21 protein-coding genes are annotated in these 20,740 nt (G+C 69.6%); 11 read left to right on the forward strand and 10 right to left on the reverse strand.

The genetic code is table 11. The features are described from left to right. Nucleotides 1-37 precede the first annotated feature (37 nt). Both A5705_RS05145 and A5705_RS05150 read right to left on the reverse strand, forming a co-directional pair. On the reverse strand, nt 38-793 hold the full coding sequence (locus A5705_RS05145; protein WP_067883337.1) for a DJ-1/PfpI family protein: 756 nt from the start codon (nt 791-793) through the stop codon (nt 38-40). Between the two features lie 19 nt (nt 794-812). Further along, entirely contained in the window at nt 813-1,763 is a 951-nt protein-coding gene (locus tag A5705_RS05150; RefSeq protein WP_067883336.1) for a GlxA family transcriptional regulator, read from the reverse strand. Between the two features lie 111 nt (nt 1,764-1,874). On the opposite strand from A5705_RS05150, the gene tpx reads away from it, so the two are divergent. Then, nucleotides 1,875-2,369, forward strand: a complete 495-nt coding sequence (tpx, locus tag A5705_RS05155) for a thiol peroxidase (RefSeq protein ID WP_067883335.1) — start codon at nt 1,875-1,877, stop codon at nt 2,367-2,369. A 25-nt stretch (nt 2,370-2,394) separates the two neighbouring features. Here the strand turns inward: tpx and A5705_RS05160 are convergent, their stop codons facing one another. Both A5705_RS05160 and A5705_RS05165 read right to left on the reverse strand, forming a co-directional pair. Then, the gene (locus tag A5705_RS05160; RefSeq protein ID WP_068275904.1) at nt 2,395-2,775 is read right to left on the reverse strand and encodes an NYN domain-containing protein; all 381 of its coding nucleotides are present in this window, start codon (nt 2,773-2,775) and stop codon (nt 2,395-2,397) included. A 34-nt stretch (nt 2,776-2,809) separates the two neighbouring features. Further along, nucleotides 2,810-3,250 carry a hypothetical protein gene (locus A5705_RS05165; RefSeq protein WP_067883334.1) on the reverse strand — a complete coding sequence of 147 codons (441 nt, stop codon included), beginning with the start codon at nt 3,248-3,250 and terminating at the stop codon, nt 2,810-2,812. A 33-nt stretch (nt 3,251-3,283) separates the two neighbouring features. Here A5705_RS05165 and A5705_RS05170 point away from each other — a divergent pair, with 33 nt between their 5' ends. Further along, entirely contained in the window at nt 3,284-4,468 is a 1,185-nt protein-coding gene (locus A5705_RS05170) for an acyl-CoA dehydrogenase family protein (RefSeq protein WP_068275907.1), read from the forward strand. Here the strand turns inward: A5705_RS05170 and A5705_RS27680 are convergent. Beyond that, nucleotides 4,463-4,747 carry a hypothetical protein gene (locus A5705_RS27680; RefSeq protein ID WP_156763039.1) on the reverse strand — a complete coding sequence of 95 codons (285 nt, stop codon included), beginning with the start codon at nt 4,745-4,747 and terminating at the stop codon, nt 4,463-4,465. The genes A5705_RS05170 and A5705_RS27680 overlap by 6 nt on opposite strands. A gap of 36 nt (nt 4,748-4,783) precedes the next feature. On the opposite strand from A5705_RS27680, the gene A5705_RS05175 reads away from it, so the two are divergent. The 4 genes from A5705_RS05175 (at nt 4,784) to A5705_RS05190 (ending at nt 12,202) form a co-directional block, all read left to right on the forward strand. After that, nucleotides 4,784-6,235 carry a condensation domain-containing protein gene (locus tag A5705_RS05175; protein ID WP_068275910.1) on the forward strand — a complete coding sequence of 484 codons (1,452 nt, stop codon included), beginning with the start codon at nt 4,784-4,786 and terminating at the stop codon, nt 6,233-6,235. Nucleotides 6,236-6,259: 24 nt separating this feature from the next. Then, complete coding sequence (locus A5705_RS05180; protein ID WP_068275912.1) at nt 6,260-7,615, forward strand: hypothetical protein; 1,356 nt, start codon at nt 6,260-6,262, stop codon at nt 7,613-7,615. An 18-nt stretch (nt 7,616-7,633) separates the two neighbouring features. Continuing rightward, the gene (locus A5705_RS05185; RefSeq protein WP_068275915.1) at nt 7,634-9,001 is read left to right on the forward strand and encodes a hypothetical protein; all 1,368 of its coding nucleotides are present in this window, start codon (nt 7,634-7,636) and stop codon (nt 8,999-9,001) included. Nucleotides 9,002-9,130: 129 nt separating this feature from the next. After that, complete coding sequence (locus A5705_RS05190; protein WP_082956304.1) at nt 9,131-12,202, forward strand: RND family transporter; 3,072 nt, start codon at nt 9,131-9,133, stop codon at nt 12,200-12,202. 30 nt (nt 12,203-12,232) lie between these two features. Here the strand turns inward: A5705_RS05190 and A5705_RS05195 are convergent, their stop codons facing one another. Further along, nucleotides 12,233-12,928, reverse strand: coding sequence for a response regulator (locus A5705_RS05195; protein WP_068275918.1), 696 nt, complete (start codon nt 12,926-12,928; stop codon nt 12,233-12,235). Then, nucleotides 12,910-14,595: an ATP-binding protein gene (locus A5705_RS05200; protein ID WP_231982366.1), complete on the reverse strand. Its 1,686-nt coding sequence runs from the start codon at nt 14,593-14,595 to the stop codon at nt 12,910-12,912. The genes A5705_RS05195 and A5705_RS05200 overlap by 19 nt, the downstream gene beginning before the upstream one ends. Before the next feature lie 108 nt (nt 14,596-14,703). Between A5705_RS05200 and A5705_RS05205 the strand changes: the two genes are divergently transcribed. Continuing rightward, nucleotides 14,704-15,603, forward strand: a complete 900-nt coding sequence (locus A5705_RS05205) for an NAD(P)-dependent oxidoreductase (RefSeq protein ID WP_067883359.1) — start codon at nt 14,704-14,706, stop codon at nt 15,601-15,603. A 4-nt stretch (nt 15,604-15,607) separates the two neighbouring features. On the opposite strand, the gene A5705_RS05210 is transcribed toward A5705_RS05205, so the two are convergent. Continuing rightward, complete coding sequence (locus tag A5705_RS05210; protein WP_067883360.1) at nt 15,608-16,180, reverse strand: TetR family transcriptional regulator; 573 nt, start codon at nt 16,178-16,180, stop codon at nt 15,608-15,610. Between the two features lie 88 nt (nt 16,181-16,268). On the opposite strand from A5705_RS05210, the gene A5705_RS05215 reads away from it, so the two are divergent. The 4 genes from A5705_RS05215 (at nt 16,269) to A5705_RS05230 (ending at nt 18,879) form a co-directional block, all read left to right on the forward strand. Next, nucleotides 16,269-17,081: a trans-aconitate 2-methyltransferase gene (locus A5705_RS05215; RefSeq protein ID WP_067883328.1), complete on the forward strand. Its 813-nt coding sequence runs from the start codon at nt 16,269-16,271 to the stop codon at nt 17,079-17,081. After that, nucleotides 17,074-17,919, forward strand: coding sequence for a lysophospholipid acyltransferase family protein (locus tag A5705_RS05220; RefSeq protein WP_067883327.1), 846 nt, complete (start codon nt 17,074-17,076; stop codon nt 17,917-17,919). Before A5705_RS05215 ends, A5705_RS05220 begins: the two co-directional genes overlap by 8 nt. 98 nt (nt 17,920-18,017) lie before the next feature. Beyond that, nucleotides 18,018-18,464, forward strand: a complete 447-nt coding sequence (locus A5705_RS05225) for a helix-turn-helix transcriptional regulator (RefSeq protein WP_231964568.1) — start codon at nt 18,018-18,020, stop codon at nt 18,462-18,464. 4 nt (nt 18,465-18,468) lie between these two features. Continuing rightward, nucleotides 18,469-18,879 carry a VOC family protein gene (locus A5705_RS05230; RefSeq protein ID WP_067883325.1) on the forward strand — a complete coding sequence of 137 codons (411 nt, stop codon included), beginning with the start codon at nt 18,469-18,471 and terminating at the stop codon, nt 18,877-18,879. 59 nt (nt 18,880-18,938) lie between these two features. On the opposite strand, the gene A5705_RS05235 is transcribed toward A5705_RS05230, so the two are convergent. Next, on the reverse strand, nt 18,939-19,193 hold the full coding sequence (locus A5705_RS05235) for a hypothetical protein (protein ID WP_067883324.1): 255 nt from the start codon (nt 19,191-19,193) through the stop codon (nt 18,939-18,941). A 107-nt stretch (nt 19,194-19,300) separates the two neighbouring features. Further along, entirely contained in the window at nt 19,301-20,740 is a 1,440-nt protein-coding gene (locus A5705_RS05240; RefSeq protein WP_067883323.1) for an amino acid permease, read from the reverse strand.

Below are 20,740 nucleotides of genomic sequence, written 5' to 3' on the forward strand. Positions count from 1 at the left end.
TCCCTGGGCGGCCGCCGGGCGTGCAACCTGCGACGATTCAGCGGCGTGTCGCGTCGTGAAATTCACTGTCGGCGCTGACGCGCCTCCGCGACCGGACGGCCCTGAGCGCCTGGTCCCAGGCCAGCAGCGCGGTGGCCTTCAGGTGGGCCGGCTTGACGCTGTCCCTGGACAGCAGCGCCGTGGCGGCGGCTTTGGTGGTCGCCGACGCTTTCGACATGTGGCCGGAGTCGAACGGCGGCTGCGGGTCGTATTCGATCGCCAGCTGGATCGCCTTGGCGCGGCCCTCGCCGCCGATCTGCCCGGCCAGCCACAGCGCCAGGTCGAGCCCGGCGGACACGCCCGCACAGGTGACGATGTCGCCCTCGCGCACGATCCGCTCGTCGGCGACCGGGGTGGTGCCGAACGCCTTCAGCGCGGCAAGCGCGAGCCAGTGCGACGTGGCGCGGCGGTCCTTGAGCAGACCGGCGGCCGCCAGGATCACCGAACCCGTGCACACCGACGTCGTCCAGCTCGCGGTTCGGTGCGCGCGACGCAGCCACTCGAGCAGCGCGTCGTCCCGCGCGTGCACCGGGGTCGACGGGCCTCCGGGCACCAGAATCACGTCGGGGGAAGGGGTTTCGGCCAGCGAGTGGGTGGCGCCGATGACCAGCACGCCGGAGTCGGCGGTGATCGGCCCGGGTTCGTGCCACACGAATCGCACGTCGGCGCCGGGCAGGTTGCGCAGCACCTCGTACGGGCCGATCATGTCCAGCGCGGTGAAGTCCGGGTAGGTCACGATTGCGATCTGCGTCATGGTTGGTGTCCTTTCTCGATCAGGCGAAGGCCTTGCGGTATTGATCCGGCGAAATGCCGACGCGACGAATGAAGTTGCGCCGCATCGTTTCCGCGGTGCCGAAGCCGCACCGGGCGGCGATGGCGACGACGGTGTCGTCGGTCTCCTCCAACTGCCGGCGCGCGGCTTCGGTCCGGATGCGTTCGACGTAGTGGCCCGGCGCCTCACCCACCTCGTCTGTGAAGACACGCGTGAAATGGCGCGGGCTCATCGCCGCGCGGCGGGCCAGGTCCCCGATGCTGTGCTGCCCGCCCGGTTCGGCCTCGATGGCCTCCTGCACCTCGCGGATGGAGCTGCGTTTGGCGCGCGGCATCCACACCGGCGCCGCGAACTGGGTCTGCCCACCGGGGCGGCGCAGGTACAGCACCAGCCAGCGGGCCACCGTCTGCGCGACCTCGGTGCCGTGGTCGTCCTCGACCAGGGACAGCGCCAGATCGATTCCGGCGGTGACGCCCGCGGCCGTCCACACGGTGTCCGAGCTGCGGACGAAGATCGGGTCCGGATCGACCTCGACCGCCGGAAACTCGCGGGCCAACCGGCCGGCGAACGCCCAGTGCGTGGTGACCCGCCGGCCGTCCAGCAGCCCCGCCTCGGCGGCCAGGAACGCGCCCGTGCAGACGCTGACGACGCGGCGGGCGTTCCCGGTGACCCGTTTGATCCAGCCCAGCAGCTCGGGATCGGACCGCGCCGCGTCGACGCCGCCGCCGCCGGGCAGCACGACGGTGTCGAGGGCGTCGCTCGGGTCGGGCAGCGGCTCGGTCAAAAAGGCCAGGCCGGTGGCGGTGGTCACCGGCCGGCCGTCGACCGACGCCAGGACGACCTCGTACCCGCCGCCGGTCAGCAGCGACGCACCGGAGAACACCTCGTGGGGTCCGACCACGTCGAGCGCCTGAACGCCGGGGAAGCCGGCGATCACAACCCTGCGAGCCATGCACTCAGTCTCGGCCAGACACCGTTATGGCGTCTACGCCCGGTACCCCACGAATTAGGACATGGCGACCTGGCCCCGGGCCGCCCCACCGGGCTTGGCAGACTGTGCCCCATGGCACAGATAACCTTGCGTGGAAACCCGATCAACACCGTCGGCGAGCTTCCTGCCGTCGGATCCCCGGCCCCGGCCTTCACCTTGGTCGGCACGGACCTGGGCGCGGTCAGCAACGACCAGTTCAGCGGTAAGCCCGTGGTGCTGAACATCTTTCCGTCCATCGACACACCGGTGTGCGCGACGAGCGTGCGGACCTTCAACCAGCGTGCGGCCGCCAGCGGCGCGACGGTTTTGTGCGTGTCGAACGACCTGCCGTTCGCGCAGGCGCGGTTCTGCGGCGCCGAGGGCATCGAGAACGTCAAGACCGGCTCGGCGTTCCGGGACAGCTTCGGCCAGGACTACGGGGTCAGCATCGTCGACGGCCCGATGGCCGGGCTGCTGGCGCGCGCGGTGGTCGTAGTCGGCGCCGACGGCAACGTGGCGTACACCGAGCTGGTGCCCGAGATCGCCCAGGAGCCCGACTACGACGCGGCGCTGGCGGCGGTCGGCTGACGCCAGCCATTCGCACCGTCGGCGGTCATCGGCCGCGCGGGTCGATCAGGTCGCGGAAGCCCGCCGCGGGATAGACGGAGGCGCCCAGCGTCGCGACCCGATCGGTCAGGCCTTTGTCCGATGTCACCACCCGGATGTCGTGCGGGCGCGCGTCGGCCCGCACCAGCCGGACGATCTGGTCGTCGGCCGAGTCCGCGGCCGGCCTGGGCGCGTAGGCGACCTCGATCACCGACGATTCGATGGCGGTCGCCGGCGGGCGCTCGAACACCACGGTCACGCGCTCTCCTTGCCTCGCCGCCCACTGGTCGAGTTTGTCGACCAGCGCCACCATGGCGCGGCCGCGGTCCTTCCACCACCCGTCGGGGCGGCTGCCGATCACGTTCATGCCGTCGACGATCCAGCGCACAGACACACGGTAGGCCACACCGCTTGCGGGGCAATCATTTCCACACCAACTGCGCGAGGCTGAACAGGACGAGAACCGTGAGCGTCAGCAACTGGGGCCACGGTCGCCACGGCGCATCCTGGATGGCGTAGGACATCTCCTTCAGCGGTGACGTCGGCGGCGGGGCGGCGCGCTCGGGGCCCACCGGCCGGTGGAACCGGTGGAAGTACAGCTGGATCAGCGTCGCGCCGACCCACAGCCCACCCAGAAAGCTCACGGACTCGACACCGCGCCACAGCAACAGGGCGGCGATCCCCAGGGTGAAGGCCATCAGCACCACGTCGGACGTGTCGGTGGCCGAGGCCTTGCCACCGTACTGTTTGTCCAGCAAGGCGCGCCGTCTGCGGTAGGGCAGCGCGAAGAAAGCGAACTTAGTGATGATGTGCAGGCCAAGCACTATGGCGACGACGGTCGCGATGGTATTAAGAACGGTCACGGGTATCAGTTTTCTCCACGATAGGAACCGACAATGACGTCGATTGCGGACACGGACGATCGGGTGGTCGCACTGGCCCGCGGCATGCGCGACCTGGTGCGGGCCGAAGCCGTCGAGTCCGAGCGGGCGCGCACGCTCACCCCGGCGATCGTCGACGAGATGTGGGCCAGCGGGCTGATGTCCTCCTTCAATCCCGTCGCGGCCGGCGGCGTGGAGCCGTCGTTCACCGAGATGATCGAGACCTGGATCGAAATGGCTTGGCAGGACGGATCGTTCGGGTGGATCGGCATCGCCAATCTGCCGTCCTCGTTCGCCGCCGCGGCATACCTGCCCGACGAGGGGTTCGCGGAGGTGTTCACCGCGCACGACAACCGCGTCACGCTGGGCGGGCAGTTCTTTCCCAACGGCCAGGGCAACGCGGTCGACGGCGGCTACCGGGTGACCGGGGCGTGGAACTTCGGCTCCGGCATCGGCCACTCCGAATACGTCGCGGCCGGGTTCCTACCGATGGACGACGGCGAAATGCGGTGGATCAGCGAGGGCTTTCCCGAGATGCGCGTCGCGGTGATCCCGCGGGAGCAGATCAGCTTCGACGACGGCTGGCACGTGCAGGGCCTCAAGGGAACCGGCTCCTACGACTACAGCGCCCAGGACGTGTTCGTGCCGTCCAGCCGCACCTTCGAGCTGTTCGTCCGCAAGCCCTACCGCGGCGCGTCGCCGGCCACCCGGATGGGGCTGATGCCGGTGACCGCCGCCGGTCATGCGTCATGGGCGCTCGGTGTCGCCAAGAGCATGCTCGACGACGTCCAGGAACTTGCCGCGACGAAGTTCCGGATGAGCGACATGGCCTCGCTGGCCAGCCGCCCCACCTTCCAGAAAGGGCTGGCGCACCACCGCGCGGCCTGGCGCGCCGCACGCCTGCTGGTGCTCGACGCGTTCACCACCGCCGAGGCCGCCGTGGCGGCCGGCGACGACCTGACCCCGGCCCTGCGCGCCGACATGCGGGTGGCCGCCGTCTATGCGACCGACACGGCCCGGGCCTGCGCCGAGTGGGCGCACCTGGTGGCGGGCACCAGCTCGATCCGCGAGGGCAGCCGCCTGGAGCGCGCCTTCCGAGACATGTACACGGGAACCCAGCACGCCTTCATCAGCGAGAAGGTGGCCATCGACGCGGCCCAGATCTGGCTGGGCATCATCGACGATCAGCCGGGGCTATAGCAGGCGCTCGCCGGATTCCGGCTCGCCCGGATTCTCGCCCTCGGTGCCGTCGCGCTCCTCGTCGACTTTCGACGCGAGCCCCGGCGCGATCTGAGCACAATGCGCAAAACCGGGTAATCGTCGCTTAATTCGACTATCGCCCACAAGCGAGACACCCATGGTGCCGCGCCGTAACTTCGGTTCCAGCAGATAACCGAATTGACCGCACGATCGCCGCGCGAAGCCCGAAATGCAGTTCCTGCGAACAACTTTCGTCCAGTTGCTGGCGCGCCACGGCACGACATTGCGGCATGACACAGAACGGGGTCGGGGAAGATGGTCGCACTGGGAAGCATCAACGGGTGGCAGCCGGGCGAGGGGCCGGTCGTCACGTGGCGGGCCTCGGCCGCGGCGCGCGCGGCGGCACTCAACGCGCCGCGCAGCGACCTGGCGCCGAGTTACCAGCGGGCCCGCCACCTTCGGGCCGCCCACGACGCCGCGGGGCGGGGCGCGCAGCTGCCCCGGCTGATGGTCGTGGCGTGGGACATTCCGGGCGAATGTGACATCCCGGCGATGACGGCGACGATCAACGCGCACGTGCGCCGTCACGACGCCTACCACGACTGGTTCCAGCTCGAGGACGGCGTCATCGTCCGCCGCACGATCGCGGACCCCATGGCCATCGACCTGGTGCCCACCGAGTACGGCTACCTGGACGCCGAACAGATTCGCACGCACGCCCTGACGACAACGCCGGGGACGCTCGAGTGGGGCTGCTTCACGTTCGGCATCGTTCAGCACGCCGAGTACTTCACCTTCTACGCCAGCGTCGACCATCTGCACATCGACGGGATGTCGGCCGGCCTCATCTTCTTCGACGTCCACATGACCTACCAGCACCTGTCACAGACCGGGGCCGAGGCCGTCGCGCTCCCGCAGGTCGCGAGCTACCGCAGCTACGCCACGCGCCAGCGCGACGGACTCGCGGACCTGACGCTGTCCTCGCCGGAGGTCAAGGCCTGGATCGACTTCGCGCGCGACACCGGAGGCGAGTGGCCGACCTTCCCGCTCCCGGTCGGTGACGGGGCCGGCAACAAGGGCACCTTCGTGACGGTCGACCTGCTGGACGCCGCGGACACCGAGTCGTTCGAGATCGCCTGCCACGCGGCCGGCGCCCGGTTCAGCGGGGGAGTGCTGGCCTGCGCTGCCTTCGCGGAGCACGAGTTCACCGGCGCCGCAACGTATCACGGGTTCACGCCGTACGACACGCGCACGCCGGGCGTCGACTCGATGACCGTGGGGTGGTTCGCCAACCTCGTCCCGGTCAGCGTGCCGATCTGCACCGCCACCTTCGCCGAGGCCGCCCGGGCGGCGCAGGACTCGTTCAACGCCGCCAAGGCCCTCGCCGACGTGCCCGTCGAGCGCGCGCTCGAGCTGGCAGCTCCGCTCGAATTGGGCATCGAACCACCCGACCACCGCGCAATGATGGTGTCCTTCATGGACTTTCGGAAGATCCCCGCCTTCAGCCTCTTCGAGGAGACCAACTGGGGCACCTACGCCGACAACCTGTCCCACGGCGGAATCAACCTGTGGATCAACCGTCAGACCGACAAAACCACCGCCACGATCTCGTTCCCGGACAACGCGGAGGCCCGCAAGTCGGTGCACCGCTACCTGGCGGCGCTGACCCAGGCGTTCTCCTACGCCGTCAACTCCACCTCGGAGTGGACGGATGTCGTTGCGCACCACGCCAACACGGGCCAAGGCGTGCCCGTCATCAGCCTCTGACAAACCCCTGAAAGGACCAAGAAAATGACCAACGTACTCGACCTGTTCGACCAGACCCTCTTCCGCTTCGAGGAGGCGACCGGTGTCACCAGCGTGGGCCAGTGCGTCTGGGTGTACAACCGCGCCGTCGACCTCGACGGCCTGCGCCGGTTCCACCGGCACCTGCAGCGGGGCCGGCTGGCGCGCCGCATCGAACGCTCGCCCCTGCCGTTCGGCCGCCACCGCTGGGTCGCACCCGCCGACGAGCCCGAGCTCGAGATCGTCGCGACGCCGCGGCCGCGCGAAGAATTCGACGCCTGGCTGCGCGAGCAGGCGGCGACCCCGCTGGATGCCGAGCGCGGACCGGGGTTCCACCTCGCGGTGCTCCCGTTCACCGACGGCGGCGCGGGCGTGAGCCTGGTCGCCCTGCACAGCCTGGCCGACGGCATGGCCGGCTGCCTGGCGGTGGTGGAAGCGGCCTGCGGCTACGACAGCGCCATCGACTGGCCCGCGGCCGGCTCGCGCCGGCGGTGGCAGGCCCTGCGCGAGGACGCCCGCCAAACCGCGCGTGACCTGCCGGGCATCCGGCGCGCGGTGAAAGCCGCGGCGAGCGCGGCCCGACGCGCCCGGCGCGAGGGCGGCGCCGAACAGGCCGGCCCCACCGCCGCGCCGCCCACCGGCGTGGACGAGCCCATCACCATCCCCACGGCGACGGTCTTCCTCGACGCCGACGAGTGGGACGCCCGCGCCGAGGCGCTCGGGGGGACCAGCAACGCGCTGCTCGCGGGGCTGGCGGCCCGGCTCGCCCAGCGAGTGGGACGGGTTGGCGCCGACGGCTCGGTCACCCTGGCGATCCCAGTCAGCGAGCGCACCGCCGACGACACCCGCGCAAACGCCGTCGCGAACGTGGACGTCACGGTCGACCCCGCGGCCGCGGCGACCGACCTGCGGGAGATCCGCGCCGCGATCAAGCGGGCGCTGATGCACCGCCGGGAGGCGTCGGACGAGCGGGAGGCGCTGCTGCCCCTCGTTCCGCTGCTGCCCAAGCGGATCGCCAAGCGGTGCGTGGGCGTCGCCACCGGAACTGCGACCGGCGTCGTCTCCTCCAACCTCGGCGCGGCGCCCGCGGAGGTCAACCGGCCGGACGGAACCGACGCGGACTACGTCTCGGTGACCTCGCTGTACCCGGGCATGACCAAGGCGACGATGGAGCGCATCGGCGGAGTGCTGGCCCTGCTGTCGGCGCGCGTGCACGGGCAGGTCTTCATCTCCGTCCAGGCCTACCAGCCGGGACGGCAGAACTCCAAGAACGCTCTGCGGCAAGCCCTTTCGAGCGCACTGGACGACTTCTCACTCAACGCAACCAGCGGCTGGCCGGCCCCCGTAGCCGCGGCCCGATAGACAAAGGAACTCAAGCGCATGAACACCACACTCGACCTCTTCGACCAGACCTTCGCCACCCTGGAGCGAGCGACGAAAGTCCTCGGCCAGCTGCAGTGCGTCTGGGTCTACGACCGCGCGATCGACCTCGACGGCCTGCGCCGGTTCCACCGCAACCTGCGGCGGGGACGGCTGTCCCGGCGGATCGAGCGCTCGGCCCTGCCGTTCGGCCGGCATCGCTGGGTCTCCGCCGGCGGCCAGTGCGACCTCGAGATCGTCGCGACCCCGCGGCCGCGCGAGGAATTCGACGAGTGGTTGCGCGAGCAGGCCGCGACGCCCCTGGACGTCGAGCGCGGACCCGGCTGGCACCTGGCGGTGCTGCCGTTCACCGACGGCGGCGCCGGGGTGAGCCTGGTCGTCCCGCACGCCCTCACCGACGGCATCGGGCTGTGCGACGCCCTGGCCGACGCCGCCCTGGGCCGCCACGACCCGATCAACTGGCCCGCCGCGGGCTCCCGCCGGCGGTGGCGGGCGCTGCGCGAGGACGCCCGCCAGGCCGCGCGCGACCTCCCGGACATCGGCCGCGCCTTGAAAGCCGCCGCACGACTCGCGCGGCCCGAGGACGACGGCCCGGTCCAGGCCGCCCCGCAACCGGCGTTGTCCGCCGGCCCCGACGAATCCATCACGCTGCCGACGGAAACCATCTTCGTCGGCGCCGACGAGTGGGACGCCCGCGCCGAGGCGCTCGGGGGAACAAGCAACAGCCTGCTCGCGGGCCTCGCGGCCCGGCTCGCGCGGCGCGTGGGTCGGGTGACCCCCGACGGCTCGGTCACCCTGGCGATCCCCGTCAACGAGCGCACCGCGGACGACACCCGCGCCAACGCCGTCGCCAATGTCGACATCACCGTCGACCCCGCCCGCGCCGCGACCGACCTGCGCGAGATCCGCGCCGCGACGAAGCGGGCCCTGACCCGGCGCGCAGAGGTCACCGACAACCGGCGCGAATTGCTGTCCCTCGTTCCGCTGATGCCGCAGCGGCTGGTCAGGCGGATCGTCGGGGTGGCCGCCGGCAGCCCCACCGCGGTCGTCTCCTCCAACATCGGCGTGGTCGACCCGGACGCCTATCGGCCCGACGGCACGCGGGCCGACCAGTTCGCCATCAAGGCTCCGCACCCGGACGTCAGCACGGCGATCATGGACCGGTTCGGTGGAATGTTGTCGCTGGCCTCGGGGCGGGTGAACGGCGAGGTTTTCGTCTCCGTCGTCGCGTATCAGCCGGGCCGTTCGCACTCGAATGCGGCGCTGCGGCAGGCGCTTTCGGGGGCGCTGAGCGACCTCGCGCTGACCGCCACGATCGGCTGGCCGTGCCGCGAGCCAGCGGGCGCGGCGGGGTGGTCGCGCGGGTGAGCACAATGCGCAAAACCGGGCAATCGTCGCTAATTCCGACTATCGCTGACAAGCGCGACACCACGCGGGCGGCGCCATAGGTTCGCGGTAACCGATAGTCATACGCAGCCAGATGCGAAGGGTCACAACATGTTGAAGTCCGCCGTGCGAAACACCTCAGCCGCCCCCGCGACGCGCATGGGCGCGTTCCCCATGCTGGGCCGGCTCGTCGTGCGCGCGCCCTGGCTGGTCATCGCCGCCTGGGCCGCGCTGGTCGCCGTGCTGGCCGTGGCGGTCCCCCCGCTGACAAAGGTGGTCGAGGGACGGCCCCTGCAACCGCTGCCACCCGAGGCGACGGCCGCCGCCGAGCAGATGGCGAAGGATTTCGGTGAATCCGCACAGAACGTCCTGGTTGTCGTCCTGACCGACAATCGCGGCCTGCAACCCGGCGACAACGAGGTCTACAGCAAGCTGGCCGCCACCCTGCGCGGCGACACCGAGGATGTCACCGCCGTGCAGGACGTCGTCGCCACGCCGGCGTTGCGTCCCCTGCTCGTCAGCGCGGACAACAAGGCGTTCTACCTGGCGGTGAACCTCCGCGCGCCCGCCGGGTCGCCCGAGTCGTTGCGGGCCTACCAGCGGATCACCGAGATCGCCAAGCGCTCCACCGCGGGCTCGCCGCTCACCGCCGAGATCACGGGGGAGGGCGCCCTGGCCGGCGACCTGACGATCGTGAGCACCCGCGACGCGCACGTGATCGAGATGGTCACCATCGTGCTGGTGCTGCTCATCCTGCTGGTGATCTACCGGCGGCCGGTGACGGTGTTGGTCCCGTTGATCACGCTCGGGATTTCGGTGCTGTCGGCGCAGGGTGTGGTGTCCGGGCTGGTTGAGGTCGGTCTCGGGGTGTCGTCGCTGACGATCGTGTTGATGACGGCCATGATCATGGGCGCCGGCACCGACTATGCCGTCTTCCTGATCAGCCGCTACCACGAGTACCTCCGCGCCGGCATCGACTCGGACCTGGCCGTGCAAGAAGCGCTGAGCTCCATCGGCGAGGTCATCGCGGCCTCGGCCGCCACGGTCGCCGTCACCTTCCTCGGCATGGTCTTCACCCGCCTGCCCGCGTTCACGAGTATCGGTCCCGCGCTGGCGATTTCGATCGGGATCGCGTTCCTCGCCGCCGTCACGCTGTTGCCGGCCACCCTCGTGCTCGCCGGCCGGCGCGGATGGGTGGCGCCGCGAGCGGCGCTGACCGGCCGCATGTGGCAGCGGTCCGCCGTTCAGCTGGTCCGCCGACCCAAAACGCACCTGTTGGTCAGCCTTTCGCTGCTGGTCGCGCTGGCGGGCTGCGCGTTCTTCCTGCAGCCGAGCTTCGACGACCGCCTGCAGCTGCCGCAGTCGGCGCCGAGCAACGTCGGCTTTTCGACGATGGCCGCTCACTTCTCGACGAGCGCGCTACTGCCGCAATACATCTACGTCCACTCGCCGCAAGACCTGCGGAGCTCGCGGGCCCTCGCCGACCTCGACCAGATGGCGCAACGGGTCTCGCAGCTGCCCAACATCGCTGCGGTGCGCGGCATCACGCGGCCCACCGGCCAGCCGCTCGACCAGGCCAAGCTCAGCTTCCAGGCGGGGGAGGTCGGCTCCAAGCTGCAGGACGCTTCGACGCAGATCAGCGACAAGAGCGGCGACCTCGACGCGCTGACCAACGGCGCCGACCGACTCGCGGCCAGCCTCGCCCAGGTGCGCGACCAGATCCGCGGCGCCGGCGGACCCGTCACCCAACTCGCCGCAACCATCAACCAGGTGCAGCAGCCGCTGGCCGCGGCGGCCAACACGCTGGACAACCTGCGCGGGCTCGCGGACGGGTCGGTGTCGACACTGGTCGACGGCGTCGCCGCGGCCGCCGGCCCGATGTTCGGCGGTGTGGCCACACGCCCCTCGGTGGACGGCATTCAGGCACAGGTGCAGAACCTGACCGCACTGTTGGCGACGGCGAGCAACGGTCTGCGGACCGCCGGCAACAGCACCGCCGGCGTGCAGCAGAAGGTCGCGCAAATGCAGGCGGCCGCCGATCAGTTGGCCGACGGCAGCCGGCGGCTGGCCGACGGCGTGCGGACGCTCGTCGACCAGACCAAGAAGATGGGGCTCGGAATGAACCAGGCCGCCGGGTATCTGCTGTCGATGAAGCGCGACGCCACGGGACCCGCCATGGCGGGCATGTACATCCCGCCCCAGGTGCTCACCTCGGCCGACTTCAAGAACGTCGCGAAGATGTTCATCTCGCCCGACGGCCATTCGGCGCGCTACCTGGTCGAGACGAAATTCGACCCGTTCAGCGCCGCCGCGATGGATCAGGTGGCGTCGATCCTCGCCACGGCACACGGCGCGCAGCCCAACACCTCGCTTGCCGACGCCTCGATCTCGATGGTGGGCATGACGCCGATGTACAGCACGCTTCGCAGCTACTACGACGACGACTTCCGGCTGATCGTCATCATGACGCTGCTCGTTGTCTTCGCCATCCTGGTCATCCTGCTCCGGGCTCTCGTCGCGCCGCTGTATCTGATTGCCTCCGTGGCCATCTCGTATCTGTCCGCGCTCGGGCTGGGGGTCGTCTTCTTCCAGTTCGTGCTCCACCAGGCGATCTGCTGGAACGTGCAGGCGACCGCCTTCATCGTGCTGGTCGCCGTGGGCGCCGACTACAACCTGCTGTTGATCACCCGAATTCGTGAGGAGTCGCGGTTGGGCATCCGCTCCGGCATCATCCGCGCGGTCCGTTCGACGGGTGGTGTCATCACCTCGGCCGGCATCATCTTCGCCGCCTCGATGTTCGGCCTGCTGTTCGGCAGCCTCTCGACCATGGTGCAGACCGGGTTCATCATCGGCATGGGCCTGTTGATCGACACCTTCGTGGTCCGCACGATCACGGTGCCCGCCCTGGCGGCACTGGTCGGGAAGGCGAACTGGTGGCCCGCCAAGGGGATTCGCGCCACTCGCACCCGCACCCATGCCGTGGCGCAGGCAGTGCCGGCGACCGGCGAATGCGTCCACGGTGAGCTGCCGCATGGCTTGGTCACCAGCAACATTCGCCGCTCCGCGGCGAGCCGGCGGCGGAAACTGGCCCCACCCAACGCGCCGGGCGGCCGCCGCCGCGCCTGCGCCGGGGGCATCGAGCCGGCTTACCGGTCGCGACTGGCCGGCAAGGGCGCGCGCTGACCGCGGTCCCGGCGCGCCCGCGCCCACCCGTCAGCGGGGTGGGCGCGGCCGTCGCTTGTCGGCCGCGGCGAACTCCTGTTCGGGCCGGCCGGTGGTGCCGTAACGCAAGCCGACGCTGACGTCGCCCGTGGTGGCCAGGCCCGCCAAATACCGTTGGGCGGTTGCCCGCGAGATCCCGATCGCGGCGGACACCTCCGCCGCCGACATCGGCGTGTCCGAGGCGCGCAACGCCTGCAGCACAAGCTGTTTGGTGGAGGAGGCGGCAATGGTGGCGGGCGCCGGGGGAGCGACCCTGGGACGCAGCGCGTCCAGCGCCGCGTCCACGTCGCCGGAGCTCAGCTCCGGACCGGCCAGGATCTTGCGGTAGCGGGCGTAGCCGGCGAGCCGCGCGGCCAGCTCGGTGGTCGCGAACGGCTTGACGAGGTAGCTCAGCGCCCCTGCCGACATGGCCGCGCGAATGGTGGCCGCCTCGGTCGCGGCCGTCAATACCATGCTGTCGCCGGGCAATTCGCGGACCAGGTCGACCCCGGAGCCGTCGGGCAGATACACGTCGACCAGGGCGAGGTCGATGTCGGGCGCCTCGGCGAGCGCCTTGCGAGCGCCCTCGAGCGTGTTGACCGTGGCGGTCACGGTGAAGCCGGGAAGCGTGTTGACGACCTCGGCGTGCAAATTGGCGACCCGGAAGTCGTCGTCGACCACCAGCACCGTCAGGTCTGCGTCGCCCATTGCGCCTCCTCAACCATCACGCCCGGCAGCCGGGCGATGAACTCCGCGCCCCGCAGGCGCAACTCCGCGTTGCCGGCGCTGGCCAGCGAGAGGTCGCCGCCGAGCGCGCGGGTGATCTGCCGCGACAGCGCGAGCCCGATGCCCCGCCCGCCCGGTATGCCCGAGTCGGGCTTGGTCGTGGTTCCCTCGGTGAAGAGTTGGTCGACGAAGCCGGGCGCGACGCCGTCGCCGCTGTCGGCCACCGTGATGTGCAGCGTCGTACCCTCTTGCAGCAGTTCGACTTCGACTTCTCTGACGGCGTTGCCGCTCATCCGGACCGCGTCGATGGCGTTGTCGAGCAAGTTACCGAGGACCGTGGTCACGTCGACCGGCAGGATGAGCCGGCCGGGCACCCAGGTGTTCTCACCGATGGACAGCGTCACGCCGGCCTCGCGGGCGGCCGCGCCCTTGGCCGCCAGGAACGCCTGCAGGTACGCGTCGCGGATGGCATCGATACCGGGCAGCGCGGATCCCAGCGGCCCCGACCCCAGCAGCTCCTCCAGATATTGCAGACCCTCGTCGACGTGACCGCCGTGCAACAGGCCGGTCAGCAGGTGCAGGCGGTTGGCGAATTCGTGGCGCTGGGCGCGCAACACCGTGCTCATCACCTGCACCGCGTCGAGCTGGCGGGTCAGCGACTCCACATCGGTGCGGTCCCGGACCACCAAAACCGTTCCCAGCTGGCGTCCTTCGCGTGCTACCGACCGCGCCGAGACCACGACGATGCGCTCGCCCACCGTCGCCAGACTCGGCGTCGCGTCCGCGGCCCGGAACACGTCGAGCACCCGCGGTGTCAGGCCGATCTCGTCGATGGGCCGGCCCGGTTCGGCGCCGATCTCGAGCAGCCGGCACGCCTCGTCGTTGACGAAGGTGGTCTTCCCGGCCGTGTCGGTCGCCAGCACACCCTCCCCGATGCCCTCCAGCACCGCCGCCTGACTGCGCACGAGTTCGGTGATCTCGGCGGGCCGCAACCCGAGCGTCAGGCCTCGCCAGCGGCGGGCCAGCGCGGCCGAGCCGGCGCCGCCGATCAGGAGCGCCACGCCTCCCAGGGCGGCCAGCACTCGCAGGTTCTTCGAGAACTGATCATCGAAAGACTTCGTGGAGATTCCGACGATGACCACGCCCAGAACGCGGTTCGAAACGGGTTCCAGCACCGGGACTTTGGCGACGATCGCGCGCCCGAAAACCGTCGAGTCGTGCGACACCATCTCGTGCCCGGCGACCGGCTGGGCGATGTCCGCTTGAATATGGGCTCCCAACCTCTTGCGGTCGGGATCCGCGAGCCTGACGCCGTGCGTGCTACCGATCACCACGAACTGCACATGCGTGCGCTGCTCGACACGCGACGCGACGCTCTGGATCGGACCGGTCGCCAGCTCGGCGGTCAGTGCGGGGCTTGCCGTCAGGGCGGGATCGTCGTAGCGGGCGATGTTGTTGATGACGGTCGGCGACGAGGCCACCACACGAGCGATATCCAGCGCGTGGACGTGGTATTGGCTGTCCAGGCGCTGCCGGTTGAACCATGCGAACATCCCGAAGGCGACGATCAGCGTGAGCGTCACGATGACGAGCTGCAGCAGCATCACCTGGGTGGCGAGCCGCAAGTCGATGCGACCCCGGGCGGCCATGCGAAAGACAGTACCGCGCGAGTGAGCACAATGCGCGAAAGTCGGGGATCGCGCCAGCCGCACGGGGATCCGGCGGTGCGGGCGGGTGGCAGCGCCTACTATCAGCGCATGCGCGGCTCAAAGATCCTGATCACCGGTCCGACCGGTCAACTTGCCACCCCCATCGCCCTGGCGCTGGCGGCCGACAACGAGGTGTGGGGCATCGCGCGTTTCAGCGATCCCGCCGCACGAGAAGGCCTCGAGCAGGCCGGGATCCGGTGCCAGGCGGTCGACCTGGCGGCCGGCGACTTCACCGGTGTGCCGGATGACTTCGACTACGTCCTCAACCTGGCGGTGGCCAAGAGTGGGAATTGGGACAAAGACCTCGCCGCCAACGCGGAGTCGGTCGGCCTGCTGATGGCCCACTGCCGCGCCGCGAAGGCCTTCCTGCACTGCTCCTCGGCGGCGGTGTACGACCCGCCCGGCGACGAGGCCCGGGCCGAGGGGGCCGCCCTGGGCGACAACCACAAGTTCCTGTTCCCCACGTATTCGATCTCCAAGATCGCCGGGGAGGTCGTCGCCCGGGCGATGGCGCGCATCCTCGACGTCCCGACCACCATCGCCCGCCTCAACGTGCCCTATGGCAACAACGGCGGCTGGCCCTACTACCACATGGAGATGATGCTGGCCGGCATCCCGATCCCGGTCCCGCCCGGCGGACCCGCGCTGTACAACCCGATCCACGAGGACGACATCATCGCCACCGTGCCCAAGCTGCTCGAGGCCGCGGCGGTTCCGGCGACGACGGTCAACTGGTGCGGCGACCAGGCGGTCAGCCTCCAGGACTGGTGCGGCTACCTCGGCTCGCTGGTCGGCAAGGAGCCGATCTTCGAGGAGAACGCCCACGCGCTGCGGGGCAACCCCACCGACGGGGCGCGGATGCACGAGCTCATCGGCGGCACGACGGTCGACTGGCAGGACGGGTTGCGCCGCATGGCGGCGAAGTTCCACCCGGAGCTGGTCGGCTAACTCCTTACCGCGCAACGGGTTTGACGATGCGCGCCGCCGCTTCGACGGCGGCGGCGCGGCGGGCGGCGACAACCTTGGCGTCCGTGGTCAAGGCGGCGGGGTCGGGCCAATGCGCCCAACCCAGGCCGATCGCGAACAGCAGCACCAGCAGCTGCTCCGGTTCCCATACGGGATCGACGTGGCCGTCGGCCTGCGCCTGCCGCAGCGCGGCGATGGCCGCCTCGGGTGGGTGTTCGCCGTCGAACTCGGGCTTGTCGAGCGGAAACCCTTCCAACTGCGCCCACGTGATCATCCGGATGTGTTCGGGTCGGCTCTGCGCCAAATCGAAGATGCCGCCGACGAACTCGGGCACCTCATCGGGGCGCAGCTCGACGGCGCGGAAGAACTCCGCGCCATCGGCGGCGACCACGTCGCGGAAGAGGGTCTCCTTGTCGCCGAAATGCGCGTACAACCTTTCCTTGCTCGCGTTGGCGCTGCGCGCGATGCGGTCGATGCGCGCCCCGGCCAGGCCGTATTGAGCGAACTCCGCGCGGGCGGAGGCGAGTATCTCGCCGCGGAGCTCGGTCTTCGTTCTCATGAGGAACATCATAGTCAGACGAACTAGTTCGTTTGTTATAGTGGTCTCACGCGGCAGGCGCCGTGGCGGATGAAAAGGAGACGACCTGATGGCTATAACCGGCGCTCTCGACCGGGCCATTGCGACGATGCCCAGGGGCGGTCCCGACGCGTCGTGGTTGGACCGTCGATTCGAGACGGATGCGCTGGAGTACCTCGACCGCGACGACGTTGCGGACGAGGTCAAACAGAAGGTCATCGGCATGCTGGATCGGCTCGGCACCCTGACCGGTCAGCATGAGAGGTACGCCCGGACGGCGCTCGACGTCGTCGCCGACATCCCCAATCCGCGCATCCTGGAGCTCGGCGCCGGGCACGGAAAGCTCTCGGCGCAAATCCTCGGGCTTCATCCGACCGCGACGGTCACCGTCAGCGACGTGAACCCGAACTCGGTCGCCAACATCGCGGCGGGGGAGTTAGGCAACCACCCGCGGGCTCGCACCCAGGTGGTCGACGCCACGGCGATCGACGCCGCCGACGACAGCTACGACCTCGTCGTGTTCGCACTCGCGTTCCATCACCTCCCGCCGGTGGTGGCCTGTCGCGCCATCGCCGAGGCCACCCGCGTCGGCAAGCGGTTTCTGGTGATCGACCTCAAACGGCGGCACCCGTTGGCGACGATGCTGTTTCCGGTCTTCGCCCTGCCGGTGCACCTGGCGCTGGTGCCGTGGTCGTGGATTCAGCCGGGCCTGCACGACGGGTTCATCAGCGCGCTGCGCGCCTACAGCCCGTCGGCACTGAAAGCCCTTGGGCGCGCCGCCGATCCGGACATGATGGTCGAGACGCTGTCCAGCCCGACCCGGCTCGGCCCGCCCGTGCTCACCGTGGTGTTCTCCCGCCCGCAAGGGCGCGACCGTGGCTGATCTCGCGGCGATCACCGAACCGAGCCCGCGGGTGCAGGCCTTGAGTCGCGTTCTGGACACCGTGACCGACCGGCTGCGACCCGTGCTGAACCTCGGCCGACCCTATGTCGACGGCATCGAAAACCTCCCCGACGACGGGCGATTCCTGTTGGTGGGCAACCACACTCAGTTCGGCTCTGAGGTCTTCCTGATCTCCGACACCGTGCGGCGCGCGATCGGAACCCGGGTGCGCCCGCTGGCCGAACGGGGCTTCGGACGGATGCGAGGGCTACCCGCCGACCTGATCGCCGCGTACGGCGCGGTGGTCGGCGCACCGGAGACCGCGCGGGAGCTCATGCGTAACGACGAAACCATCCTGGTTTTCCCCGGGGGCGGGCGCGAGATCGCGAAGTTCAAGGGCGAGGAGTACCGGTTGCGTTGGCAGGGACGCAGGGGCTTCGCGCGCCTGTCGGTGGAAAACGGCTACCCGATCGTGCCGGCCGGCCTCGTCGGCGGCGACGACGTCTACCGCAGCTGGACCACCCGCGACGGCGCGTACGGAAGGCTCAGCGAGGCCTTGGGCCGCAGGCTGAACCTGCGCCCGGACATGGGGATGCCGTTGCTGCGGGGGATCGGGCCGACGCTGATTCCGCGACCGCAGCGCATGTATCTGCGCTTCGGTTCGCCGATCGACACGAGCAGGCCGCCGGGATTGGGCGTGCAGCACTGGGTGGACGTCGTCAAGGAAAAAACCAAACGGGCGCTCGAGCAAATCCTGACGGACCTGCGCGCGCTGCGCGCCACCGACCCTTATCGCAACCTCAACCCGCTGGCCTGGCGCGACGCGAGGATCCCGTAGGCGCTTTCGCGACACATAACCAGTTGCGAAGAAACGCCGACGCGCTTCGCAATGGCTTACGTTTCGGCGCCGCCGGTCCTGGTGGCAGCATGGCAAACGTGACCGCAAGCTCCGCCGAGCAGCGCCTGCGCGACCTGGCGCTGCTGCGCCGGGTCCGCGACCACATCGACCGGGATTACGCGCAGCCGCTGGACGTCGAGGCGCTCGCCCGCGGGGTGCACATGTCCGCCGGGCACCTCAGCCGTGAATTCCGCCGCGCGTACGGCGAATCGCCGTACTCCTACCTGATGACGAGGCGCATCGAGCGCGCGATGGCGCTGCTGCGTCGCGGCGACATGAGCGTCACCGAGGTCTGCTTCGCGGTCGGCTGCTCATCCCTTGGCACCTTCAGCACGCGGTTCACCGAGCTGGTCGGCATGCCGCCCAGCCTGTTTCGCAGGCATGCGGCCGACGCGACGGCGGGCATACCGCCGTGCGTCGCCAAGCAGGTGACCCGACCGATCAGGAATCGAGAAGCGTCCGCCACCGGGCCGCACCTAGCCTGAGGCCATGGACATCACGATTCACTCGAGCTTCCTCCCGCACGACGACCCGGACGCGTCGCTCGCTTTCTACCGCGACACGCTCGGCTTCGAGGTCCGCCTCGACGTCGGACAGGGCAAGATGCGCTGGATCACCGTCGGCCCGCCAAGCCAGCCCGGTACGTCCATCGTGCTGAACCCGCCGGCGGCCAATCCCGGCATCACCGACGACGAGCGCCGCACCATCGCCGAGATGATGGCCAAGGGCACCTACGCGATGCTGCTGCTGGCCACCAAGGACCTCGACGGCGCCTTCGAGCGCCTGCAAGCGGCCGACGCCGACATCGTCCAGGAACCGACCGAGCAGCCGTACGGCCTTCGCGACTGCGCCGTGCGCGACCCGGCGGGCAATCTCATCCGCATCCAGCAGCTGCGCTGACCCGCCGAACGGGAAAAGTCCCGAACCCCAAGGGGATTCGGGACTTTCCAGTGCAGCGTTCACGACCCCTTGAAGTAGCGGGTCAGGAACCCGAAGGCCACGACCCCCGTGATGACGCCGATCACGCCCCACAGCAGCACCTGGGGAATCATGGCGCCGGTGACCCAGCTGAACGTCATTGCGAGGTAAAACCCCCAGATCACGCGGTAGAGGCTCCAGACGGCGACCAACGCGTTGGCGATCCCGATGTACAGGGCGCGCTGACGGTCGACGCGGTTGATCTGCTCTTCGAGGCTGGCGGGTACGAGCTTCATCTGTCTGACTTCCTTTCGGGTGGCGCCGCCTGGTTGGCGTCGTCGTTGCGGTAAGTACAGAACGCCGGATCGGCTACCGATCCCAACAACGCCGGGCCGCGAGCGGGTCAGGCGGCCTGGTTGAGCTCGTCCCGGAATTGGCGATACCGCTCGGCGCGGCCGGGCCGGCGCCGCACGACGAGCCAACCGGCTGCCAGGACCACGAACCACAACGGAAACCACGCCAGGGCGATTGCGGTCTCGGGTTCGGTGCACAGCGTCCAGACGACGAACGCGAAGAATCCGAGGATGGCCCAGCACATCACCGGGCCGGCGGGCATCTTGTAGGACGAGTCGGCGTGGCGTTGCGCGTGGCGGCGCCGGTAGACGAGGTAGCTGACGACGATCATCGCCCACACGAACATGAACAGCAGGGAGGCAACGGTCGTCACCAGCGTGAAGGCATCCATGACGGAACCGCCGACGTAGAGCAGGGGAATGGATGTCAGCAGCAGCGTCGCAGTGACAAAGAGCGCGACCGCCGGCACGCCGCCGCGGTTGAGCCGACGAAACGGGGCCGGGGCGCTTCCCTTGTCGGCAAGACCGAAAAGCATGCGGCCGGTGGAGAAGACGCCGGAGTTGGCCGAGGAGGCGGCCGCGGTGGTCACCACGAAGTTGACGATCGACGCCGCGGCGGCAAGGCCCGCCAGGGAGAACATCGTGACGAACGGCGACTCGCCGCCGGCGATGTGCCGCCAGGGGACGACGGTCAGGATCGCCAGCAGCGCACCGATATAGAAGATCGCGACCCGTAGCGGGACGGCGTTGATCGCCCGGGGCAGGGTGTGGCGCGGGTTCGTCGTCTCGGCCGCCGCGGTGCCGACGAGTTCCACGCCCACGAACGCGAAGAACGCGATCTGGAACCCGCCGACCAGGCCCATGAACCCCGTCGCGAAGAAGCCGCCGTCGTTCCAGAGGTTCTCCACCCCCGCCCGATGCCCTTGCGGCGAAACGAAATCCGTCGCCACCAGCACGGCGCCCACCACGATGAGGCACCCGATCGCGGTGACCTTGATCAGGGCGAACCAGAATTCCATCTCCCCGAAGTTGCGGACGTTGAAGAGGTTGAACGCAAGGATCAGGCAGCCCGTCACCAGCGCCGGCAGCCACAGCGGCACGTCGGGCCACCAGAACCTGGAATAGCCGGCGATCGCGACGATTTCCGCGATCCCCGTGACGATCCAGGCGAACCAGTACGACCAGCCGACGAAAAAGCCCGCGGCGGGGCCCAGCAGGTCGGCCGCGAAGTCGACGAACGACTTGTACTTGAGGTTCGACAACAGCAACTCGCCCATCGCGCGCAGCACGAAGAACACGAAGAAGCCGATGATGCCGTACACCAGCAACACCGCCGGACCGGCGTGGGAGATGGTCCGCCCGGATCCCATGAACAGACCGGTGCCGATCGCGCCGCCGATCGCGATCAGCTGGAGGTGCCGATTCGCCAGGCCCCGCCGCAGTTGTCCGACGTCGTCGGCGGCCTGGGGACCGCTGACTTCATTCAACAC

Origin of the sequence: Mycobacterium sp. E787 (assembly GCF_001668725.1) — a bacterium.
Lineage (GTDB): Bacteria > Actinomycetota > Actinomycetes > Mycobacteriales > Mycobacteriaceae > Mycobacterium.

Excerpts from the sequence above, each read along its gene's own strand:
- A5705_RS05185 (WP_068275915.1), top strand. The coding sequence starts at position 7,634 with ATGAACACCACACTCGACCTCTTCGACCAGACCTTCGCCACCCTGGAG.
- A5705_RS05145 (WP_067883337.1), bottom strand. The coding sequence starts at position 793 with ATGACGCAGATCGCAATCGTGACCTACCCGGACTTCACCGCGCTGGAC.
- A5705_RS05215 (WP_067883328.1), top strand. The coding sequence starts at position 16,269 with ATGGCTATAACCGGCGCTCTCGACCGGGCCATTGCGACGATGCCCAGG.
- A5705_RS05205 (WP_067883359.1), top strand. The coding sequence starts at position 14,704 with ATGCGCGGCTCAAAGATCCTGATCACCGGTCCGACCGGTCAACTTGCC.
- A5705_RS05190 (WP_082956304.1), top strand. The coding sequence starts at position 9,131 with ATGTTGAAGTCCGCCGTGCGAAACACCTCAGCCGCCCCCGCGACGCGC.
- tpx (WP_067883335.1), top strand. The coding sequence starts at position 1,875 with ATGGCACAGATAACCTTGCGTGGAAACCCGATCAACACCGTCGGCGAG.
- A5705_RS05230 (WP_067883325.1), top strand. The coding sequence starts at position 18,469 with ATGGACATCACGATTCACTCGAGCTTCCTCCCGCACGACGACCCGGAC.
- A5705_RS05175 (WP_068275910.1), top strand. The coding sequence starts at position 4,784 with ATGGTCGCACTGGGAAGCATCAACGGGTGGCAGCCGGGCGAGGGGCCG.
- A5705_RS05170 (WP_068275907.1), top strand. The coding sequence starts at position 3,284 with ATGACGTCGATTGCGGACACGGACGATCGGGTGGTCGCACTGGCCCGC.
- A5705_RS05200 (WP_231982366.1), bottom strand. The coding sequence starts at position 14,595 with ATGGCCGCCCGGGGTCGCATCGACTTGCGGCTCGCCACCCAGGTGATG.
- A5705_RS05150 (WP_067883336.1), bottom strand. The coding sequence starts at position 1,763 with ATGGCTCGCAGGGTTGTGATCGCCGGCTTCCCCGGCGTTCAGGCGCTC.
- A5705_RS05210 (WP_067883360.1), bottom strand. The coding sequence starts at position 16,180 with ATGAGAACGAAGACCGAGCTCCGCGGCGAGATACTCGCCTCCGCCCGC.
- A5705_RS05235 (WP_067883324.1), bottom strand. The coding sequence starts at position 19,193 with ATGAAGCTCGTACCCGCCAGCCTCGAAGAGCAGATCAACCGCGTCGAC.
- A5705_RS05195 (WP_068275918.1), bottom strand. The coding sequence starts at position 12,928 with ATGGGCGACGCAGACCTGACGGTGCTGGTGGTCGACGACGACTTCCGG.
- A5705_RS05180 (WP_068275912.1), top strand. The coding sequence starts at position 6,260 with ATGACCAACGTACTCGACCTGTTCGACCAGACCCTCTTCCGCTTCGAG.